The organism is Woodsholea maritima DSM 17123 (genome assembly GCF_000382325.1).
GTDB classification, from domain to species: Bacteria; Pseudomonadota; Alphaproteobacteria; order Caulobacterales; family Maricaulaceae; genus Woodsholea; species Woodsholea maritima.
In genome coordinates this window covers 209,065-230,173 of record NZ_KB908059.1, presented here as the reverse complement: position 1 = coordinate 230,173, position 21,109 = coordinate 209,065, and the positions used below count along the sequence as shown (strand labels likewise).

Annotated in this window: 15 protein-coding genes and 1 tRNA gene; 8 read left to right on the top strand and 8 right to left on the bottom strand. The window is 51.1% G+C overall.

Going from position 1 to position 21,109, the window contains the following annotated elements; genetic code table 11:
- Position 1: 1 nt before the first annotated feature.
- The 4 genes from H151_RS0111390 to H151_RS0111375 are packed head-to-tail and all read right to left on the bottom strand — an operon-like array spanning position 2 to position 3,630.
- The gene (locus tag H151_RS0111390; protein WP_019961793.1) at positions 2-781 is read right to left on the bottom strand and encodes a TatD family hydrolase; all 780 of its coding nucleotides are present in this window, start codon (positions 779-781) and stop codon (positions 2-4) included.
- A gap of 15 nt (positions 782-796) precedes the next feature.
- A complete protein-coding gene (locus H151_RS0111385) occupies positions 797-1,837 on the bottom strand; it encodes a DNA polymerase III subunit delta' (RefSeq protein ID WP_019961792.1) in 1,041 nt (346 codons plus the stop codon).
- Positions 1,838-1,846: 9 nt separating this feature from the next.
- Positions 1,847-2,476 (bottom strand): dTMP kinase, encoded by a 630-nt coding sequence (gene tmk, locus H151_RS0111380; protein WP_019961791.1) that lies wholly within the window; start codon positions 2,474-2,476, stop codon positions 1,847-1,849.
- Between the two features lie 2 nt (positions 2,477-2,478).
- Positions 2,479-3,630, bottom strand: a complete 1,152-nt coding sequence (locus tag H151_RS0111375) for a D-alanyl-D-alanine carboxypeptidase family protein (protein ID WP_026353980.1) — start codon at positions 3,628-3,630, stop codon at positions 2,479-2,481.
- A gap of 284 nt (positions 3,631-3,914) precedes the next feature.
- On the opposite strand from H151_RS0111375, the gene H151_RS0111370 reads away from it, so the two are divergent.
- The gene (locus H151_RS0111370; protein WP_019961789.1) at positions 3,915-6,329 is read left to right on the top strand and encodes a TonB-dependent receptor; all 2,415 of its coding nucleotides are present in this window, start codon (positions 3,915-3,917) and stop codon (positions 6,327-6,329) included.
- 17 nt (positions 6,330-6,346) lie between these two features.
- Here H151_RS0111370 and H151_RS17155 read toward each other — a convergent pair whose 3' ends face one another.
- Positions 6,347-6,925 carry a septal ring lytic transglycosylase RlpA family protein gene (locus tag H151_RS17155; protein ID WP_083918576.1) on the bottom strand — a complete coding sequence of 193 codons (579 nt, stop codon included), beginning with the start codon at positions 6,923-6,925 and terminating at the stop codon, positions 6,347-6,349.
- 117 nt (positions 6,926-7,042) lie between these two features.
- Here H151_RS17155 and H151_RS0111360 point away from each other — a divergent pair.
- Both H151_RS0111360 and H151_RS0111355 read left to right on the top strand, forming a co-directional pair.
- Positions 7,043-7,132 (top strand) — tRNA-Ser (locus tag H151_RS0111360).
- A gap of 129 nt (positions 7,133-7,261) precedes the next feature.
- Positions 7,262-7,951, top strand: a complete 690-nt coding sequence (locus tag H151_RS0111355) for a DUF4336 domain-containing protein (protein WP_019961787.1) — start codon at positions 7,262-7,264, stop codon at positions 7,949-7,951.
- A 43-nt stretch (positions 7,952-7,994) separates the two neighbouring features.
- Here the strand turns inward: H151_RS0111355 and H151_RS0111350 are convergent, their stop codons facing one another.
- Positions 7,995-10,067 carry an outer membrane protein assembly factor BamB family protein gene (locus H151_RS0111350; RefSeq protein ID WP_019961786.1) on the bottom strand — a complete coding sequence of 691 codons (2,073 nt, stop codon included), beginning with the start codon at positions 10,065-10,067 and terminating at the stop codon, positions 7,995-7,997.
- 412 nt (positions 10,068-10,479) lie between these two features.
- Here H151_RS0111350 and H151_RS0111345 point away from each other — a divergent pair, with 412 nt between their 5' ends.
- Positions 10,480-10,923: an SRPBCC family protein gene (locus H151_RS0111345; protein ID WP_019961785.1), complete on the top strand. Its 444-nt coding sequence runs from the start codon at positions 10,480-10,482 to the stop codon at positions 10,921-10,923.
- A gap of 87 nt (positions 10,924-11,010) precedes the next feature.
- On the opposite strand, the gene H151_RS0111340 is transcribed toward H151_RS0111345, so the two are convergent.
- Both H151_RS0111340 and H151_RS16260 read right to left on the bottom strand, forming a co-directional pair.
- Positions 11,011-11,922: a FecR family protein gene (locus H151_RS0111340; protein ID WP_169336751.1), complete on the bottom strand. Its 912-nt coding sequence runs from the start codon at positions 11,920-11,922 to the stop codon at positions 11,011-11,013.
- Between the two features lie 128 nt (positions 11,923-12,050).
- The gene (locus H151_RS16260) at positions 12,051-12,569 is read right to left on the bottom strand and encodes an RNA polymerase sigma factor (protein WP_019961783.1); all 519 of its coding nucleotides are present in this window, start codon (positions 12,567-12,569) and stop codon (positions 12,051-12,053) included.
- A gap of 225 nt (positions 12,570-12,794) precedes the next feature.
- On the opposite strand from H151_RS16260, the gene H151_RS0111330 reads away from it, so the two are divergent.
- The 4 genes from H151_RS0111330 to H151_RS0111305 all read left to right on the top strand — a co-directional run bounded on the left by H151_RS0111330 (position 12,795) and on the right by H151_RS0111305 (position 21,108).
- Positions 12,795-15,380, top strand: a complete 2,586-nt coding sequence (locus H151_RS0111330; protein ID WP_083918563.1) for a TonB-dependent receptor — start codon at positions 12,795-12,797, stop codon at positions 15,378-15,380.
- Positions 15,381-15,934: 554 nt separating this feature from the next.
- Positions 15,935-18,379, top strand: coding sequence for a TonB-dependent receptor (locus H151_RS17150; RefSeq protein WP_169336748.1), 2,445 nt, complete (start codon positions 15,935-15,937; stop codon positions 18,377-18,379).
- Between the two features lie 63 nt (positions 18,380-18,442).
- On the top strand, positions 18,443-19,405 hold the full coding sequence (locus H151_RS16250) for a glycerophosphodiester phosphodiesterase family protein (RefSeq protein WP_019961780.1): 963 nt from the start codon (positions 18,443-18,445) through the stop codon (positions 19,403-19,405).
- Positions 19,406-19,608: 203 nt separating this feature from the next.
- The gene (locus H151_RS0111305) at positions 19,609-21,108 is read left to right on the top strand and encodes a glycerophosphodiester phosphodiesterase family protein (RefSeq protein ID WP_169336747.1); all 1,500 of its coding nucleotides are present in this window, start codon (positions 19,609-19,611) and stop codon (positions 21,106-21,108) included.
- Position 21,109: the final 1 nt, after the last annotated feature.

Genomic DNA, 21,109 nt, shown 5'->3' with positions numbered 1-21,109 from the left:
CCTAGACCTTGATCGTGTTGAAGAGCCGCAAACACGCCTCAGTGGTTTTTTGATGGGTCTCTTCAATGCGCCAGCCCTTCACCTCAGCAAGCTTTTCGGCGACATGAGGCAAATAGCTGGGTTCGTTTCTACGACCACGATAAGGCATGGGCGCTAAATAAGGGCAATCGGTTTCAACAATCACCCGATCATCAGGCACGATGGTACGAAAGACCTCGCGCACATCATCGGCCTTTTTAAAAGTAATAATGCCAGAGGCGCTGAAATACCCACCCAGCTGGGCGGCGCGTCGGGCCAGTTCTGGTCCACCCGTATAACAATGGAGGAGGAAGCGGAAGGCCCCCTTCCCCATTTCCTCTTCCAACAGATCGGCCATGATCTCATCGGCATCTCGGCAATGTAGAATAAGCGGATAATCCATGCGCCGGGCCGCCTCGATATGGGCTTTCAGACTGGAAAGCTGCTCTTCCAATGGGCTGTGATTATAATAGAGGTCCAGCCCCGTCTCCCCAAAGGCAATGACTTTGGGATGCTGGGCAATCTCGATCAGGGCTTCGGGGGTGATGTCCGGGCGATCCTTGGCATGATGGGGATGAGCCCCGATCGTGCAATATAGATCATCATGGCGTTCAGCAATCGCGGATACGGCCGCGAAATCGCTGAGGCGACAGCATATCGCGATCATCGGACTAACCCCGGCGGCGCGGGCGCGATCCAAAACCGCGTCTAGATCCTCAGCATAATCTTCGCCGTGAATATTGATATGACTGTCGATGAGCATGACTAAGACTTTACGTTAGGTGGGTTCAGCCGCGCGGGCGGTCTTTTCTAAAAGATCAAAGGCGCTAAACAAAGTCTGTTTGGCGTCCAGGTGGATGGTTTCACTTTGAATGCGTAACAGATGCAGATCATCGGCACATTGCGCCCATTCGCCCGCCGTGCTCAAGCGATTGGAATTCGCCGCGGTTCGGGCATGATCATTGGCGTAATCCACCAGGAAATTCATCACAATCGCCCAGACACCCTCTTGGCCCTTGCGGCTCATCTGCCCGGCCAAGGATTGCAGACCCGCGCGGTTGAGATGGGGCAGGCCTGAGAGGATTTGATCAAGATTTGCTTTCACCTTGGCGGCATCGCTGCGGGCCAGCATCAGGGCGCGCCCCGGTGCCCCTTGAGCCAAACGCGTGGCCGCAGCCGCCGTCTCTGGATCGAGATGGTGTTCACGCTCTAGCCAGGCTTGGGTATCTCCCGCCTCAGGGCTGCGCAGCATCAATTTACGACAGCGCGAGCGAATAGTGGTCGGTAAACGCCCCGGCGCATGCACGACGAGCAGGAGAAGGCCTTTATGCGGTGGCTCTTCAAGAGTCTTCAGTAAGGCATTGGCGGAATTGACATTCATGTCATCGGCGCAATCGACAATCACCACGCGCCAGCCGCCACGACTGGCACTGCGCGAGAAGAAATCCGGCGCACGGCGCACCTCATCCACCGTCAAAACGGTTTTGATTTTCTTGGTTTTCTCATCATAGGGTCGGCGTAGAAGCAGAAAATCCGGATGCGATAGGGCTTCGATCTGGTGGCAAACCGGATCACTAGGATCGCTCGCCAGCGGGCTATCAGCAAGGGGCTTGGCCCCCAAAATTCGCCGGGCAATGCGATAGGCCAGCGTGGCTTTACCCAGGCCTTTCGGCCCGGTAATCATCCAGGCATGATGCATGCGGTCGGTGGCGATCGCCTCAGCGATTTGGCGCTCCGCTTCATCTTGTCCAAAGAGATCATAGACGGTGCGCGGATGGGCGAGATCACCTTCCTGATCGGCTTGGGGGCTATCACTCATGGCGCGGGCCTATAAAAGCGCCTGGAGATGGGACCAGGCCGCCGCCTCCACCGCGTCAGGGCCCTGACTGGCGTCCAAGACCACACAGCGATTTGGATCTTGTGCGGCAATGTCCAGGAAGGCCTGGCGCAGGGCGTGATGGAAATCCATACCCTTGGCCTCAAACCGGGTGATGGCTTCACCGCGCGCCACAGTCCGCGCGAGGCCGACCTCGGGGTCGAGATCAAGAATGAAGGTCAAATCGGGTTTGAACGCCCCTAAAGTGACGGCGTTGAGCGCCATCAATTGTGCAGCGTCAAGCTTTCCTGCAGCGCCCTGATACGCAAACGTGGAATCGTAAAACCGGTCACACATCACCCATTGGCCCGAAGCGAGCGCAGGTTTGATCCGGCGCTCAACATGGTCAAAGCGCGCGGCATTGAGCAGCAAGGCTTCGCTCAACGGATGCCAACGATCTTTGTCGCCTTCCACCAGCAAGGTGCGAACCGCCTCAGCATTCGGCGTACCGCCGGGCTCTCGCGTGACATCGCAGCCAATGCCCGCTGCGCTCAGCCGGGCCGTCAGGGCTTTGGTCAGGGTGGATTTACCAGCCCCCTCACCGCCTTCCAGGGTGATAAAGCGCGCCTGGGTTTCAGCCATGTTTAGCGGCCACGAATGAGGTAAAGCAGCGCATCGCCCGCGCGTCCGAAAAGGCCTTTGCGTGCGATATCTTTTTCGGCCTGTAGTTCGATCCGCTCCTCGCGGCCCTCACCCATATCCACGATCAAATGGCCCAAAACATCGCCTTGCTGGATGGGGGCCGTGACCGGGCCTTCAAATTCAACATGGGCGGTAAAGTCACGATATTCACGGCGATGCATGCCTAAAGTGAGGCTTTGCGGCAACACGAGGCCAATTTTTGCCTCATGGCCCATGAAAACATCGGCTTCGGCTAAAACCTCACCGGCCTCCCCTAAAGTATAAACTTCAAAGTCACTGAAGGCCGCGCGCATCAGGCGCTCGGCTTCACTGGCGCGATCGCGCATGGACCCCATGCCATTGAAAACAATAATGCGGCGGGTGTCGTCGCGCACGGCTGAGCCCACAAGGCCATAGCCAGATTCTTCGGTATGCCCGGTTTTCAACCCATCGGCCCCTTCAACAACGCCCAGCAAGGGATTGCGGTTGGATTGAGTTATGCCGTTGTAAGTAAAGGAGCCTTCGTTATAAAGCTCATAAAATTCGGGGTGGTCTTCGATAATGATCCGGGCGACTTCAGCCAGATCACGCGCGCTGATCCGGTGGTCCTCATGGGGCCAACCGGTTGAATTTGCGAATGTAGCAGAGGTCAGACCCAATTCCTGGGCGCGGTGGGTCATGGCTTCGGCGAAGGCGTCTTCAGTACCCTCCAAGGCTTCCGCGATGACGATGCAGGCATCATTGCCAGACTGAACGATAATGCCGCGAAGAAGGTCGGAGACTTTCACGCGGGTATTAGGCTCTAGAAACATGGTCGAAGAGCCGGAGCTGACCCCGCCCTTGCGCCAGGCGTTTTCGCTGACCATCAACTCATCATCAAGAGAAAGACGACCGTTTTCAATAGCTTCGAAGGCCATCAGCGTCGTCATCAGCTTGCTCATCGAAGCCGGTGGCATGGCGACATCGCCATCTTTATTGAACAGCACTATCCCCGTATGAGCATCCATGATCACCGCATGGCTGGCGCGGGTTTCAAAGGCGGGACTTTGGGCCAAGCTAGCGGGAATGGTCAGCATTCCCAGGCTGAGCGCGCTAACCACAGACACAAAACGCATGATGATCATCCTTGTCCTTAAAGACCCCAACCCTGGCCAAAGCCTTAATAAAATAAGCCCTAGACCCTAGAGGCGATAGGTGTAGCGCGAAGCCTGTGATTTGGAAACCGCAAGCCGCGTCGGGATCGGAAAAATCGCAGCCTGAAACTCAGCGCGCGCCCTAAGCGGTGTCGCCTTTTTGCCTCATGCTTAGCACGAAATTAAGATTGGGGATGGACATATAAAGCAAATACAGTGAACGCTTTCACTGTACGGTTTTTCGCTGTGAACCTGGGAGGGTTTCCATGAAAGTGCGTCCTGGTCAATCCATTCTGACGGCTGCGCTCTGCAGCGCTTCTATTTTCGCCTTCGCGCCGGGTGTTAATGCCCAAGACGCTGAACAAGCGCCCACGGGGCGTAGTATGGTGCCTGATGTTATTGTCGTAACGGCACGAAAGCGTGAAGAGACGGTACGTGATGTCCCTTTCTCTTTGAATGTACAGACCCAAGCGGCCATCCGCGCCACAGGCTCAACAGACATCGAAAGCCTGGCCAATAGCATTGCGGGTTTGACGATCCAAAACTTAGGGCCTGGCCAAAGCCAGATTGCGCTTCGCGGGATTTCTGCCGGTCAGATTGTGCGCGATCAACCACAAGTGAAAGAGCAAGTCGGGGTTTATCTTGATGAATCAGCGATTTCCCTCTCACTCTTCACGCCAGACATTGACTTATTTGACTTAAACCGCGTTGAAACTTTACGCGGGCCTCAAGGCACCCTCTTTGGTTCGGGCTCCCTCGCCGGGACCATCCGCTATATTACCAATCAGCCGAATTTAGATGATTATGAGGCTGAAGCAGAAGCTGAAATCAACACCATTGATGATGGGGGCACCGGCGGCCATCTTAAAGGCATGGTCAACTTCCCGATTGTTGAGGATAAGTTGGGTCTGCGCATTGTTGGTTATCGCACAAATTTCGGCGGTTATATCGATGCTTATGATGCCAATTATAACCTAAAAAAAGATGTTAATGATGGCACGCGCCAAGGGATACGCGCCTCACTGACCTATGAGCCCACAATTGATATCAGCATTACACCGCGCATTCTCTATCAAGAGATTGACTATGATGGCTTCAACCGGGAAGAGCATTTCCACATTCTGGCTAATGAGCTGACGACCACCCGTCCTACTTTGCAATTGGGCGCGTATCAGCAATTTTTACTGCTGGATGAGAAGTTTAAGGATGAGTTCTTCTTAAGCGATGTCAGCATTGAATGGGATACACCCTTCGCCACGATCAATGCGATTTCCAGTTATACCGCTCGTGATGTTCTGGTCAGCCGCGATGCCAGCGCGCTGACTGGCTCGGTGAGCTATGATATCGGAATGGCTGATGCAGGGGTGATGCTGCCCTCAAATCTTCAAGATACCACCAAAGTTAATCTCTTCACGCAGGAAGTTCGCCTAACGTCAAATGGTGACGGGCCTTTCCAATGGGTGGCTGGGGTTTATTACATGAACCTCAATCGAAAGTATAAGCAATATTTGCCCACACCCGGCTGGGATGATGGCGCGCGTGCTGCCGGGTTCACTGATGCCGCCCTCTATGGCAATTACGCGGTCTCACCGATCGATTCTCCTTACTTCTCGCTGGTGCCCTATACCCTCAAGCAAACCGCTTTGTTTGGTGAAGCCACCTATGACTTTAATGATCGCCTCAGCTTGACCGCCGGTCTTCGCTATTATGATTTCGAAGAAGAGCGCACGCTGACTTTTGATGGCTTCTTCGCGACTGAGACCTTGCTGGAGCCTGGTGAGACATCCTCTGATGGGTTCTCACCACGCATCTTGCTGTCCTATGATGTCTCTGATGATTGGACCCTCAATGCGCAAGCCTCCAAGGGCTTCCGCCTGGGCGGTATCAATGACCCGCTGAACGCTGCGCTCTGCTCGGCTGAAGACCTGCAAACTTTTGGTGGCCGCGAAAGCTTTGATGACGAAGAAAAGTGGAACTATGAGGTCGGTGCCAAAGGCGTGATGATGGGCGGTCGGGCCAATTTCTCGGGCGCACTCTTCTATGCCAAGATCGAGGGGCTGCAAGCCACCATTGATGCCGGCAGCTGTTCTTCACGGATCGTCTTCAACGTGCCTGAAGCGCACACGATGGGCGGCGAGTTTGATTTCAGCGCCTTGGCGACTGAAAATCTGGAGTTTACGGTTTCGGCCAGCTATGCCGATGCACAGCTTGATTCAACCGTAACGACGACGTCTGGCGGCACGACCACGATCATTGCCGGTATCGAGGACGGGGCGCGCTTACCCACCGCGCCGCAATTCGAAGCGGCTCTGAATGCCACCTACACCTGGTATCTCGACAATATGGATGTGTTCCTGACCGGAACCTTGCAGCATGTTGGTGATCGCTACACTCAGTTCGTAGATGAAACACCTAATTATGGCACATTCACCTTGCGGGGGTTTGGCGGTGTAGCCCCGGGCAGTACCTTCACCCTAGATCCAAAATTGCCCAGCTATGAGCTGGTCAATCTGCGCCTGGGTGTGATCAAGGATAATTGGGAAGTCGTGGCTTATGCCAACAATGTCTTCTCTGAAAAGGCCTTGTTGTCTTACGACCGTGAACGCGGCGGGGTTGCACGTCTATCCTATCGGGTCAACACCCCACGCACGATTGGTGTGAACTTCCGGATGTCTTACTAAGCGTTTGGGGGGCTGGGTTATTGCCCGACCCCCAATTCATTTTCCTCATGGCTGGGGAAACGCGGCGGGCCGTCACCTGGATTGAAAAAGATCGGCGTGGCGGCCCGATCCACAGGATCAGCGTGGCCTAGGTTTTCCAGGGTCACTGGAATGATCCCATCCTCCATCATGCCTAAAACGTCTGCTGCCGCAGCGCTGAGATCAATCACACGCCCTTCCACATAGGGACCGCGATCATTGATGCGCACGATTGTGCTCTGGCCGGTATCACTGCGTGTGACCCGCACCAGAGCGCCAAAGGCCCAGGATTTGTGGGCAGCAGTGAACTTATCTTGATCATAAATCTCACCATTGGCGGTCATCGCGCCGTCAAAGCCCGGCCCATACCAGGATGCGACGCCTTCTTCAAAGCGCAGAACGGAACGGACTGGCAATGTTGGAAGTTTTAAAACGCCTTCACCCACTGGCACATCAGGCACGCGCGTAGAGGCCGTTCGCTGCGGCGCGCTCGTCGCGCTACAGGCCGATAAAACCAGCGCCGAAACCATCAGTCCCAGGATAATCTTAAAGCGGTGCGTACCAGGTGCGTGTCTCATGTCTTTGCCATAGCCCAAGGCGATGGGTCTGGCCACTGCAATCTGATGCACATTCTGCACATCAAGGGCTTGCAGTTTAGGGTCGAATAAGGCAAACACCTGCGCTCGACATGCTGCGGAGGAGTGGCAGAGTGGTCGATTGCGGCGGTCTTGAAAACCGTTGAACGTTAGCGCGTTCCGGGGGTTCGAATCCCTCCTCCTCCGCCACTTTGCAGACATGCAAACTCAGCATCGACCCAATTCCTTTGTTTTTAACACTCGATCAGGCGCGTTTCTACACCTTGGCATTTGCGTGTGCGCAGATCATAGTCCCCCCTCCATATGAGGGAGCGTGCCATGCTGAATGCGTTTGGACCGAACATTTGGACCGCTGAGGGACCGGTCGTGACGGCGGCCTTGGGCTTTCACTATCCCACCCGTATGTGCGTGATCCGGCTAATAGACGATCAGCTGTTTATCTGCTCACCCATAACTTTGAGCGATGCGCTTAGCGCCGCGATCACGGCCTTAGGCCAGGTGCGTTATCTGATCGCGCCCAACAGCCTGCATGATCTTTACATCGCTGACTGGAAAACCGCTTTCCCAGAGGCCCAAATCTATACCGCGCCCGGATTGGCACACAAGCGGGGGGATTTGGTGATTGCAGGTGAGTTGGATGACACGCCCCCTACCCCATGGGCAGATGCGATGGATCAAGTCGTCATGCGGGGCAATGCCCTTACCGAAGAAGTTGTGTTCTTTCACCGCGAAAGCGCCAGCGTGATCTTCACCGACCTTTTACAGAATATGCCCAAGGGGTGGTACAAAGGCTGGCGCGCGGTGATCGCCCATTTAGATCTGATGACGGGCGACACCCCCCGCGTACCGCGAAAATTCCGTGTCGCCTTTAAGGATAAAGCCGCTGCCCGCCAGGCCTTGGCCCAGATCACGCAATGGCCCGCCCACAATGTTTTGATGGCGCATGGCACGCCCATAAAGGGCGATGGCCAGGCTTTCATCGCGCGGTCTTTTGACTGGTTAAAATAGAAAACGCGCCCGAAGGCGCGCTTTCCCATTTCGCCAAGGCGTTTTAGATTTTCATCGCTTCGATCTCATCAAGCATTTTCTTGTGCTCTGCGGCGATCTCCACCGCATGTCCTTCTAGCAAGCGCGTCAAGGCCCGCGGCAGGCTGGCGCGTTGCAGGTTCATATTGACGATGACATTGACCAGGTTAGAGCGGTCATACCAATCAGACAGAACGATATTCAGGCCCTTAGTGCGCCATTCATTGCTGATCCAGGTAATGACCTGAGGGTTGAGCGTTTCCGCGAAATCCAACAGCGAAGAGGGATTAGTGGTAAAGGGAATAAGCCCGCTGGCAATCGTCGTCCCATCGGGGGTTAAGATGGATTGCAACACGAAGAAGGATGAGCCCGTATAGGGAAGCTCGTTATTGAGCGCATCGTGCAAGGCCTGGGCATCTTGCTTGTCTTTCCAGGGTGAATGGAGATTGCCACTGCGTGCCCAGATATAGGGGTATTGATTGGCTACGTTGGTGTCTTCATAGAAGACGATGATCCGGCCCTTCCCTTGCCACAGCTCGTCCAGGGTCACATTCGTACCCGTCGCCGCTGGGATCAACTTATCGCCAAAAGTGGTGTGAAGCTGATTAATCAAGTCTTTGGTGGAGGCGTCATCCATACCGAAGAGGTGTTGGAAATCCAACATGATGACTTCTTTTTCATTGCCCGCTTCGGCATAGAAAGCCGTGACTTGTTCCAGCAAGTCAGACAAAGGCGAGCCGACCAGGCCATGCACAAAATTGAAGCCCGAGCTGGTGTGTTGCAGGCGCAGATCCAGATAGCGTACGCCGCCATCGAGTTGCTGTTTGAAGTTTTGACCCTGGGCAATACTCCAAGGCGCAATAATGCTGGTCGCGGTCAGGCCCAGAAGCGGGCTTAAAACGCGGGCAATATCAATCAAAGTGGCGATGGCAGGATCAACATTGTCAATGCCAAAAGCGGATAAAGGCGTGATCGCATAGGTGCCGGAATCATGGGTGCCTGGCATCGTGATCTGGCGCAATCTGCGCGGCCCCAGAATGCTTGCATTTTGCCCCATCCATGGCCCTTCGACCGCAGGATAATCATCCAGCGACAGGCCTAAAGTATAGCCATTGGTGCCGATCCACATCAGCTCGTTGTCTTCATTGGTGCACAGGCGAACTTCATTATGCCCACGGCCCGATAAACCATTGGTGCCTAAAACTGTGCCGCTTTCGCCATCCAATTCATAAGCATAACCGTTGGAGCCCACATAAATCACCCCATCCCCGCACAAGACATTGACGATGTCATAGCCCGAACTGGGAAGGCTGGTTTGCCATTTGGTTTCCAGCGTTTGAGGATCAATGCCCAACGCATAGCCATTGGTGCCGATACTCATCAAGGTCGCATTTTCATTGATAGAGAGGCGAATTTCGTGATGGCCACGACCAGAGAGATTATTGGTCAGTTGAACACTGCCATCGTCTTGTTTCAGCTTATAAAGGAGACCATTTGAGCCTACGAAAACGCCCTTTGGTCCAGCTTCAACGGAAACAACATCATAGCCACTACCCGGCAGGCTGGTTTTCCACACCGTACCTAAATTACTGGGTGAAAGACCCAAGGCATAACCATTGGTGCCAAGATAGAGCATTTGCCCATCAAGGCTCATCGAAAGGCGGATTTCATGCTTGCCCATGCCAGACAGGCCATTGGTATGGCTGATATCACCCGTGGCAGGGTCAATCAGATAGGCATAGCCATTGCTGGCAAAATAGGCCCCATTCTCTCCGGCAATCACCGAAACCACATCATAGCCCGCGCTCGGCAGACTGGTTTGCCACTTCGTATCCAGCGTATCGGGATCCAGACCAATTGCATACCCATTCGTCCCGACAAGCAACATGCTTTGATCATGGGATAGCGCCATACGAATTTCTTGATGTCCGCGCCCAGAAAGTCCGTTGGTCTTCAACACCGCGCCGCTGACAGGGTCTTGCTTATACACATAGCCATTCGATCCTGAATAAAACACCTTATTCGCGATCAGTGGCGTTACGATATTATACCCGCACCCAGGCAAGCTGGTTTGCCAAACCGTCGTCAACAGTTTCATAAAACTTCTCCTTGATTGATCAGGCGCGAACGCAACCTGAAGGAGAATTAAAACCTTTGCCTGGACACAAACCTAGCCGAATATTTTATTATTTATGGGGCTTCTCACACTATTTAAATTGCTTAAAAAGATCCTATATATAATATATATCCCCGCCATTGATCAATTTGCAACTCAATTCCCTAGCGCCTTAAAGCGTCACCGTAATTTTTAGTTATACACTTTAAGGCGAGTGATCTGGACACGTCTTTATTGTGATGGCGGTCACGGGACTCGATAATAATGGGCATCCCTCAACGCCAGACTCCGACCCGCCCCCCACTGTATTCCGATTTAAGTTGACGACATACCAACTGGTCGGTACACGGCTTTGTTACAAACGCGCTGCGGCGCACTTAAAAGGACATTTCCCATGACCCATATTATTCGCCTGCATCGTGTCATCGCAGCGACCCCGGATAAGGTTTATCGCGCCTTTGTTGAGCCCGATGCCGTGGCCAGCTGGATCCCGCCTTATGGCTATGTCTGTAGGGTGTTCGAGTTAGAGGCCAAGGTTGGTGGTAAGCACCGCATGGCCTTTCGCAATTTTACCACCGATCAAAGTCACAGCTTTGGTGGAACTTATGTTGAGTGCATACCGGGTGAGCGCTTGGCTTATACTGATGCATTTGATAGCGCAGACCTGGCGGGGGAAATGCGTACCACTATCACCTTTAAAGCGGTCAGCGTGGGCACAGAAATTCACATTGAACAGGCCGGCGTGCCGGAGCAAATCCCCGCCGAAGCGTGCTATATGGGATGGCAACAATCACTGGACAAGCTCACCAAGCTGGTTGAGCCTGACATTCAAATGTAAGTTTAATTAAGTGCCTAATTTAAATTATCTAATAGACACACTGATAACATCAGGTGTTCGGCATAGATGATAGGCCCGCAGCTCTGGTTAAGAGTGTGGGCTATCGTCTTGAAATAGCGTAATATTGTGATTTGCTAATGCGCTTAATTGCTCTAAGACTGCCGGTAAATCTTCTAAATAAATAATACCGCTATAGCGCGTTTCATTTTCGAAATTAGCGTGACGAAGATCCTCGATATAGTAGCGATCAAGCTCTGTGAGAATTTCTGACAAGGTCCAATCATCAAAGACAAATGTGCCATCGCGCCAAGCTAGATCATGGGCTGCATTGAGGCTTTTCGTCGTGATATCACCGTCAGCAGATATCTGTATTCCCTCGTCCGCGTGCAAATGGATGATCGCACGGCCCTCACCTGGATTAACCGTGACGTGGCCTTGCACCACCAATACTTCCAGCGTGTTATTCAAATATGTGACATTAAATTCAGTACCTAAAACACGAATGGTATGGGGCCCGGTTTGAATCTCAAACGGACGATCAAGATTGTGTGCGACATCAAAAAACGCTTCACCCTGATCAAAGACGACCCGTCGCAGATTGGATGTATGGCTATAGCTGAGCTGTGTTTGCGTATTGAGGTCTGCCAAAGTTCCATCGGCCAGAGTAATATCTCGGCGCTCACCAATAGCCGTCGCATAGTCAATCGTTTGACCCGTTTTCATAAATATCGGTATAGAAATCGCAACGGCGATCAGGGCTGCGGTTAAACTTACAAGCGCGCCTTGCCATAAATGAATAGTCGGCAGTTTACTCCAAAATGGCGAATGATTGGACGGTGAAGGTCCAGACCGTAAAGCCAAAATTTGGTCAAGTTCATGGTCTTCTACAGCGCTAGCATTCCACAAGGCTTGAACTTCACTAAAGGCTTCACCATGGCGCGGATCAAGGCTCAACCAGGCTTGAAAATCTTGCCACTCTTCCGCGCTGAGCTCACGCATGTCCAGCGCTTGCACCCAGTGGGCAGCACGAGCTTGAACTTCAGCTTTAGAGTGTGTCATGACGGCGCGCTTTCATCTGCAGGACTACTCTCATTCTAGGGGAAAAGACGTATCGGCACTTCATCCCCTTACCTCTCCAGTGCAGTTTTGAGTTTTTTCAGCGCCGTAGCAACATGCTTTTCAACCATGCTCAGACCGATCCCGCGACGTGTGGCAATTTCTTTTTGACTCAAATTTGCAAAACGAAAATCAATGAAAACATCCCGGCACTTGGGGGGTAAGTCTTGTAGCAATGCGATAACCGCGTGTAGGTCCTGCTTGGCCTCTAAAGCCCGCGCGATATCCACGCTATCATCTTGACCTTGATGAGCATGATCAAGCTCAGACATTTGTTCCGCACTCAGACCATGATGTCGTTGGGTCCGCAGACGGCGCAGATGATCAAAAAACACGTTATTGGCGATTTGAAACAGCAAAGCCCGCGCGCGATGATCTTCGACTTCGTAACGCGCGCTTTGGTATTTGACAAAGACGTCTTGAACAAAGTCTTCCGCCTGAGCCGGACTGATGTACTTGGCCAGAAAATAGGCGTACAGACGGCTTCGATAGGCCGTGTAGAGCGTATTAATGTCGGCAAATCCGTCCACACTGGCCCCTTATCGATCCTGATGCCCACCGCTTTGACGCGCTCTCCTAGAGCGTCCTGACACAAAGTTTCATGAAGTTTTTATGAAGTTTGCAAGCGCGGAGGTAAGGACTAGATAGCGAGATGCGTCCTTACCCATGACGCGTATTGGGGGACGGGCCTTAACCAAGCCGGAATCAATTCGCGCCTTAACAATTGTCTGATTTTCTTTGTGAAGGCGTCATTTATGACCAAACTTTATCGTCGAGCGATCGCTCAAAAACCATCACTGTTAATGGCCGCTTCAGGTCTTGCCCTGGTTAGCTTTGTGGGCATGAGCGCTCATGCTCAAGACAGCAATTCCAGTGTTAATAGCGATGTTATTACAGTGACCGGTACACGGTTACAGAACCTGCAATCTATCAGTGCCAAGCGTGATGCGGGCACGATTATGGACTCGATTTCCCAAGATGAAATCGGTCGCTTACCTGATTTCAATATAGCCGATGCTTTGCGCCGCACCGCCGGGGTTAGCACCGTGCGTGATGAGGAGGAAGGTCTTTTCTTATCTGTACGCGGTTTAAATCCTGATTTTACGTTCGTAACATTGGATGGCGGGGCACTGGCCTCAGCCGACTTTGCTTTGCAACGACGTACATCTGTGGAAGCTATCCCATCAACAGTAATCCGGCGCGCCGACATTACTAAATCACGCACCGCTATTCATGACGCCAATGCCATTGGCGGTCAGGTCAATTTTGTGACCCGCAGCGCTTATGACAGTGAGGGATTGTTTGCCACTGCTACAGGGTCAATCGGTAAATTTACTGCTGATGGCTATGACAGCCGTGATAATGATCCATCTTTACGTTTAGACGGTACTGTTTCCAACACGTTCGGCACGCAAGATCAGTTTGGCCTTGTGTTGGCAGGCAGTTATTTCAAGCGGGATCAGGACGAAGCTCGCGCCCTTAATTTTTATGACAATGGGTATCAATCGCCCAATTTCAGCATTTGGAACGGTATTGAAAACCCGCTGAAACGCTATGGTGGTTTTGCTAAATTTGAATACCGTCCAAGTGATCGTTTGGCGGTGGAGTTTAGTGCGCTTTATTTCCGTCAAAAAGAAACCTTTGAGCGTGCCAGCTTGGTTCTCTGGGGAGATGATATCACTGTACTTAGCCCCACAACAGGCACGGTGAGTGACACCGGTGGCTCATTGGAAAATCTAATCACTGAGAATGGTAAAACCCAAACCGGGTATAATTTCAAAGTTGATTATGACTTTAGCGAGCATACTCATGCGTTTTTCCGCGCCTCATTAGCGAGCGGGAAAACGACCGATGGTAATGGTGATCGCTCGGATCTGACCTTTGCCTATCGTGGGCCGAGTGGGGGCTGGGATTATGGCTATCGCTATGAAGGTGAAGGCATTCCCCCACAACACACCTTTTTCAATCTGGCCGAAGCGGAAGACTTGAATAACTACCAGCTTTCAACGATTGAAAATGATTGGCGTAACAATGACGGCACGGCGCTGGATGTGGAAGCCCGATTAAGTCATAACTTCGTCAATACCGGTTTCAGCGTAGATCTCGGCACACGGATGCGTAGCGCTGATCGTAGCTTTGATCAGGCTAATTATGACTATAAATATGTAGGCGCTAGCCCTCTGCGCCTCACGCAATTTGGGCGCTTGTCTGATGACTATGTTGCACCCTATGCGCCCATGCGCTCTGTGGTAATTGATAACCAAGCCCTCTTGGCTTATCGAGATGCCCACCCTGGTGAGTTCCAGGATAAAACAAACCCCGCCAATCTGTTAAAGAGTGACTTTAAAGTCCAAGAAACGATTTACGCTGGCTATGCCAATCTGGACTATAACCGTGATCGCCTCCATGCCCATGCGGGGCTGCGCATAGAGAGCACAGATGTCAGTGCCTCTTCCTATGCGCGTATCAATGGCCAGCTTCAACCGATCGAAGATAGTCATGACTTCACCCACCTTTTACCTTCAGCCGGGCTTAGCTATGACCTTAGTGATGATTTGATCATCCGTCTGGGTTATAATCGCGCCTTGGGCCGGGCCAATTACCCCGATCTCAATCCAGCCCAAACGGTAACGGAATCAGCCGGTGTTACGACCATTTCAGGGGGCAATACACATCTTGATCCGCGCATCGCTGATAATTTTGATGCGTCTTTAGAGTATTATTTCGACGGTGGACGTTCGATGGCATCGGTTGCCGTTTTCTATAAGTCGATTGAGGATGAGATCTTCAAATTGACCGAAACCACCAATCTCAATAACGCCCCAGTGATCACAACCCAGCCTTTAAACGGCGAAGCGGCTCATTTAAGCGGGATTGAACTCAATCTGATCAAAGACCGATTTGATCGCCTGCCTGGTTTTTTGGCGGATTTTGGGGTTTCTGCAAACTTCACCTACATCAAGGCTGATGCGACTGTTTTGGCCAGTAATGGCAAGTCGCGTGACGTCGACTTCTTAGTAGAACAGCCTGAAACTTTGGCCAATGTCGCGCTCTTTTATCAACGTGGTCCGCTCGATGCGCGCATCTCCTATAATTATACCGGTAAATTTGCGAGCGGTATTCATCCGACTAATCCCGATGATGACGCCTTCATCGCAGCCTTCGAAACTGTGGACGCTCAAGCGCGTTGGCAGCTGAATGACCAATTCGTGGTCATGGTAGAAGGACGCAATTTAACCAATGAAGAAAATGTCGGTTTAACCGGGCCATCGCATAGCCGCCCTGAGGACTATTCAGTCTTTGGTCGTGCTTATTTTGTTGGTCTTAGCTATAAATACTAAGGGTTAGATGTATTCGACTACCCCTGATTGTCGAATGTACTAGCCAATTTTCCCAGCTCTGTGACTTCATTGTCATAGAGCTGGGATATATTCCACTTGAGGAATAAACAATACTCACGCATTACGAGTTTTAATTTTGCTTCATTCGCTTAATGGGCCTGAGTAAAATAGTGACACGTCAGGGCGCGATTTGGATAGGCTTTATCATAAGTCTTTTGGGACCCCTCGCGCTGACACCGCTCAGCGTGGCACAAAGCACGCATATAGATCAGGTATGTCGCTTATCGCTAGAGGCACCTGATTTTACTAGCGCGATTGTAACTTTAGCGCGCCAATGCGGGGTATCCATCCTTATAGAAGGTGAAACCCCAGCCCCCGGTTCAAAGTCTTTCCAGCTGTCTGGCATCTATCGTTTAGGTCAAGCTCTTGAAAACTTGGCAGCCCCCCAAACCATTAGAGTTGACACCCGTCATCCTCCCTTGATTGTTGTACATCTTGAACCGAGCATCGTTGAACAGCCCCCCCAATCACATCGCGATGAAGCTAGTGCACCTTTGCCTCAGCCTTCAGCCCCAGAAACCATTGCTGTCATCGGCACGCGCTTTCAACTCCAGGGGCAAATTGCTCATATATTCGACACCCCCCTCATCAGCGATTCCTTGGTGCAGGACGATATTGGTCGTCAGCCGGATTTCAACATTGTTGATGCCACCCGACGGCTTGTCGGCGTAGTCAGTATTCGTGATGAAGAAGAAGCAATTGCCATCGGTATTCGCGGACTTTCGCCCGATTATGTATTGGTAAGTCTGGATAATATGGCCTTTGCCAGCGAGCCCTCTTTGCCTGAACGGCGCGACTTTGTCGAAACCCTACCGGCCGCACTTTTTAAAGCCATCGAAGTGATCAAAGTGCGTGACGGCTCACACGAGGGACAAATGATTGGCGGCGGCGTTAACTTACAAACGCGAAGTGCCTTTGACCGTCATGACCCGTTTGCCAGTTTAAACCTATCCCTAGGCCATTTCACTGCAGATGGTTTTGACGCAATGGCTAATCCTGTGGCCGTACGTGCAGACGCAGCTTTGGCGCGGACCTTTGGTGAGAAAGAAAAAATAGGCCTCGTACTCGCTGGCAGTTATTTTTTACGCCATCAGGATGAGGAGCGTTACCTCGCCTATTATGACAATGCACAATTCGTTCCCGACTTTTTAATTTGGAATGGTATTGAAAACCGGTTGGAGCGTTTTGGGGGCTTTGCCAAATTTGAAATGCGCCCGTATTCGCACCTTCGTGTGGATCTAAGTGGGCGTTTTTTTGAGCAAAAAGAACGTTTTTACCGCCAGAGTCTGGTACTAGCGGGCGATGTTGATCATGCCCAGATTCAGGTGCATTCCGGACGCGTTGAACAGGTTTCAGGGGGGTTGGAAAGTCTTGACACCCCCAGTCTGCAACGGCTTTGGGGATTAGGCATTGATGCGCACTACGATCTTGGCTCCAACGATCGTATCCAATTCCAGCTTGCCTATTCACAAAGCCTTTATCGAGATGGTGATGGTGGACGCAGTGATGTTCACTATGCCTATCGCGGACCTCCTGGTGGGCTTGATTTTGAGTATGATTATAGTCAAGCGCGCACGCCAAGCCGAATTAACTTTATAAACATTGCTCCAGCCGCAGACCTCAGTCACTACCATCTCACTCGTATTGAAACCAAAACGGCCCGCAATGAAGGGCGTGTATTTTCTGCACGCATGGATTTCACTCACAACTTTGGCACCACTCCTTATAGTTTAACGGGAGGGGTCTTTCATCGCACGAGTGAGCGTCGCTTTGATGGGGAACGCTATGGCTATGATTTCAACGGTCAAGCGCCCATTCTACTCAACGAGCAAGGCCAGTTTTCTGCTCATTATCGCGCGCCTTATGCGCCTTTGATGTCTGTGATCATCGGTAATGATCGCGCATTAGCGCTCAAAGCGCTGCGCCCAGAAGATTTTATCTACACGCAAAGCCTACGCGATACATGGGGCCGGGACTTTGCGGTCCGCGATGGGGTGAGCGCGGCTTATGGCGAGGTCATCTATGCTCACGGCCCATGGCATGGTGGTGTAGGATTGCGTTATGAGATGAGCGATCTTTCCTTAAAGACTTATAGCCTTATCAAAAGCCGGATTGCTTTAAATGAACGAACGCAAAGCTATGGTGATGTTCTGGCGTCGGCCTATCTTAGCTATGACGTTACTCAAGATATTCGTCTACGTGCAGCCTATTATCAAGCCATCGCCAGGGTGAATTATCCGGATTTACTCGCAAGTGTTCGTGAAAACCCACTCGACGTGCCCTTGCCCCTTACACTCAATGCCCGTCATGCCAATAATTACGATCTTTCTGCACAATGGCGCTTTGATAATGCCCAAAGCTTGATTGTGTTAGGTGCATTTCGCAAAGTTATACAAGATGAAATTATTTATGCGCCTAGCGATCGTCTTCGCCCCTTAAATGCTGGCCGCGCAGAGGTTACAGGGTTTGAATTGAATTTGATTAAGTCAAAGTTTTCAGGCCTGCCAGCGCCGCTTAATCATCTCGGGGTGAGTGCCAACTATACCTATATTGCCGCGCAAACTCATATCGAGTCTGGGCAAAAGCCCAAGGCTAGCCTCACCTTCCATCAACGCGTTGAGCAGCCAGAACACCTTCTTAATTTTGTTGGTTTTTATCAAGATGGCAGTTTTGAAGCGCGCCTTGCCTATAACTTCACCGGTGGATATCTCAAAACTCAAGATCTCTTCACGCCACAGCGTCAGACCTATATCGATGATTATCAAACTTTGGATGCGCAAATACGCTGGCATCTGCGCCCTTCTACGATTGTTTTATTGGAAGGGCGCAATCTCACCAACACGCGAAGCCAGGAACTAACAGGTCCAGATCACAATCTGGTTACGGATTATTCCCTGTTTGGGCAGGCGCTTTTTATGGGTTTTCATTGGCAATATTAGGTGGGGGTTTCGCGCATCCATCCGTCTTCACCCTTAGATGAAATTAAATGCGTGAGGGCCTGCATGATTCGGACTAGCTTTTTATCATCGCTGTGGATGGCAGTAGGTTTGAACTTGGCGCTAAATCAAGCCAGCGCACAAACCCATGAGACTGTACAACGTATAGAGCAGCTACGCACAAGCCTGCAAGATGCCAGCATCCAGCATATATTCGTGATTGCGCACCGCGGTTGCACTCAACGCGCCCCGGAGAATTCTATTGAAGCCATTCAAGCCTGCATCGCGATGGGTGTGGATATGGTGGAGCTGGATGTACGCCAAACCCGCGATGGCGTGTTAGTGCTCATGCATGATGAGCGTGTTGATCGCACGACCAATGGCAGCGGCCGGGTTGGTGACCTGACGTATGAAGAGATTTCAGCCCTTACCTTAAAAGTCGGATTTGGGGGCGAATCTGCTGAGCAAACACAGGCGCACATCCCAACCTTTAAAGAGGCCATGCAAGCGGCTAAAGGGCGGATCTTGATCAATTTGGATGCCAAGGCTGATGTCTATGATGCTGCCTTCGCTGTGTTGCAAGAGACCGATACGCAAGACCACATCTTGATGAAAAAGTGGATGGATCCCAGTGAGCCCCTTCTCTCATCCCTTGCCCCTTTTGATCAGGTTTTGGCAATGCCAATACTCTCGCAAGAAGTGGGGAATGTTTCTGATTTTTTTGCACATATTACGGCTCGCCCTGTGGCCATCGAGTATATTTTTGATGATCTCGACTTTTCCATCCAAGGTGTAGAGGCCGCGCGCACCGCGCATGTACGGGCCTGGGTCAATTCCCTCTCAGGTTGGACCTCAGCGGGTTTGGGCGATGCAGGCGCACTCAGTGATCCTGATACCGTCTGGGGGCTTTTCATCGATCAGGGCTATACGATGATCCAGACCGACCATCCTGATGTCTTGATGACCTATTTAGCCGCGCGCTGTCGTGAAGATCAGCATTACTGCCGCCAAGATCTATCACAGCCCTAACCCCATCACACGTACAATAAATTACACCACTCAACATCCAAGGAATGATCATGTTGAATAGACGATCAAAGGGCGTAATCAGTGCGGTAACGCTCAGCTTATGCCTTCTCAGCCTACCCAGTGCGAGCCAGGCCCAAGATAGCACATATTGGGATTCAAGCTGGAATTCTAGATGTGTATCATCACATTCCTTGGACGATAATATGGCACGCATTGCAAATGCTCGTCCTGATCCAAATCGGGATTTTACGCATAGCAATGATTTTTCGAGTCAAAATGATTCCTCTCGCACGTTGATTGCACATAGAGGTCTATTTTTCAAACCCTTACCCAATAACGAATTTGCCGCTGAAAACACCTATACCGCTTATACCTGGGCCGCGTGCCAAGGTTATGCGGGCGTGGAAATTGATTTGCGCGTTACACAGGATGGAGACTTGATCATGATGCATGATTCAAGCCCCATGCGAACGACAACAATAGGTCGTCACCCCCATTTTACCCCATCCGTTAAACCTGAGGACCTTGCCGAGTTTATCACCCCAGGCAGGATCAATTCGCCTTATTCACGTGAAGAAGGTATTGGCGATTCCAATGAAGGTGTAACAATATCCAACATTTTACTAGATAATTTCTTGTCAATCCGAATGGATGATTTTGGGCAATTTCGTAACGCAGTGACTTACAACTCCCCTTCTGAAATACTGTTTGAAGGCTTCCTAGCAAAAGTACAAGAGCAAGGCAATATTGACCCTATTAAAAACACGGTTTTAATTCTGGATATACAGAGCTACGACGTTTATCAAAGGGCTATGCAAATAGTTCGAGACCATAATGCATGGAATAGAGTCATTTTTAAAGTCTGGACTGAGGCAATACCAGTTGAATTTGCGCCTCATGAATTACATAGCTATTTGACCCCTCGTTTAAACTGGGATGTGCTAGAGCGCTCGATGGGAATAACGAGCGCAAATAAAGTTAAGCAAAACCTCGTAGTCGCCTTTAATGGTTTGGTTATGAGGCCTGAAAATCCGAATCAACCTGATAATTATCAATTAAAGTTTTTCAATACAGAAGTCGCTCATGACAATGGAATAACCTTGGAAATGCTTACAGATAAGCACAACCTCTATTCTCAGACACCGCAAGCAGAAATATATGACGTTTACATAGATCCATATGAAGAAATAGAGCCCTATATGGAAATTGAATTCATAGAGCAGTTCGTTTACGGAGACATATTTGGTGTAGGCACTGTAAGTAACGTCTTTAACTTGATGGGCGTTGAGGCCTTATTGTTTGATGGCATGACACACTCGGACCAATGGATCCAAAATAACAGACAGCTCAACTTACAAAATTATAGTGGGGTGTTGCCTTGGGGCGTATATCGCTCACCCGACTATATTCGTCGCGTTCCGCTTCACACTCATGATGATCATGAAGAGTGTAATACATCTTCTGACTCAGCTGAATGCCACCGTGCGACCAGCGCAGCGCCTGCAAACTGCTATAGCGTCAATTCTATTCGCATGAACGACTTTTATAAATCCCGCTTAGTTTACACAGCCATTAATCCAGATCATCAAGATGTACGCATCAATTGGGCGCAACAGGCGGCAGTAGTAACGGCAGATATTCCGCAACACATTTACTCGCGTGAACTGTGTTCAGACTCCACTCATTCCAATGATTCACATTAGT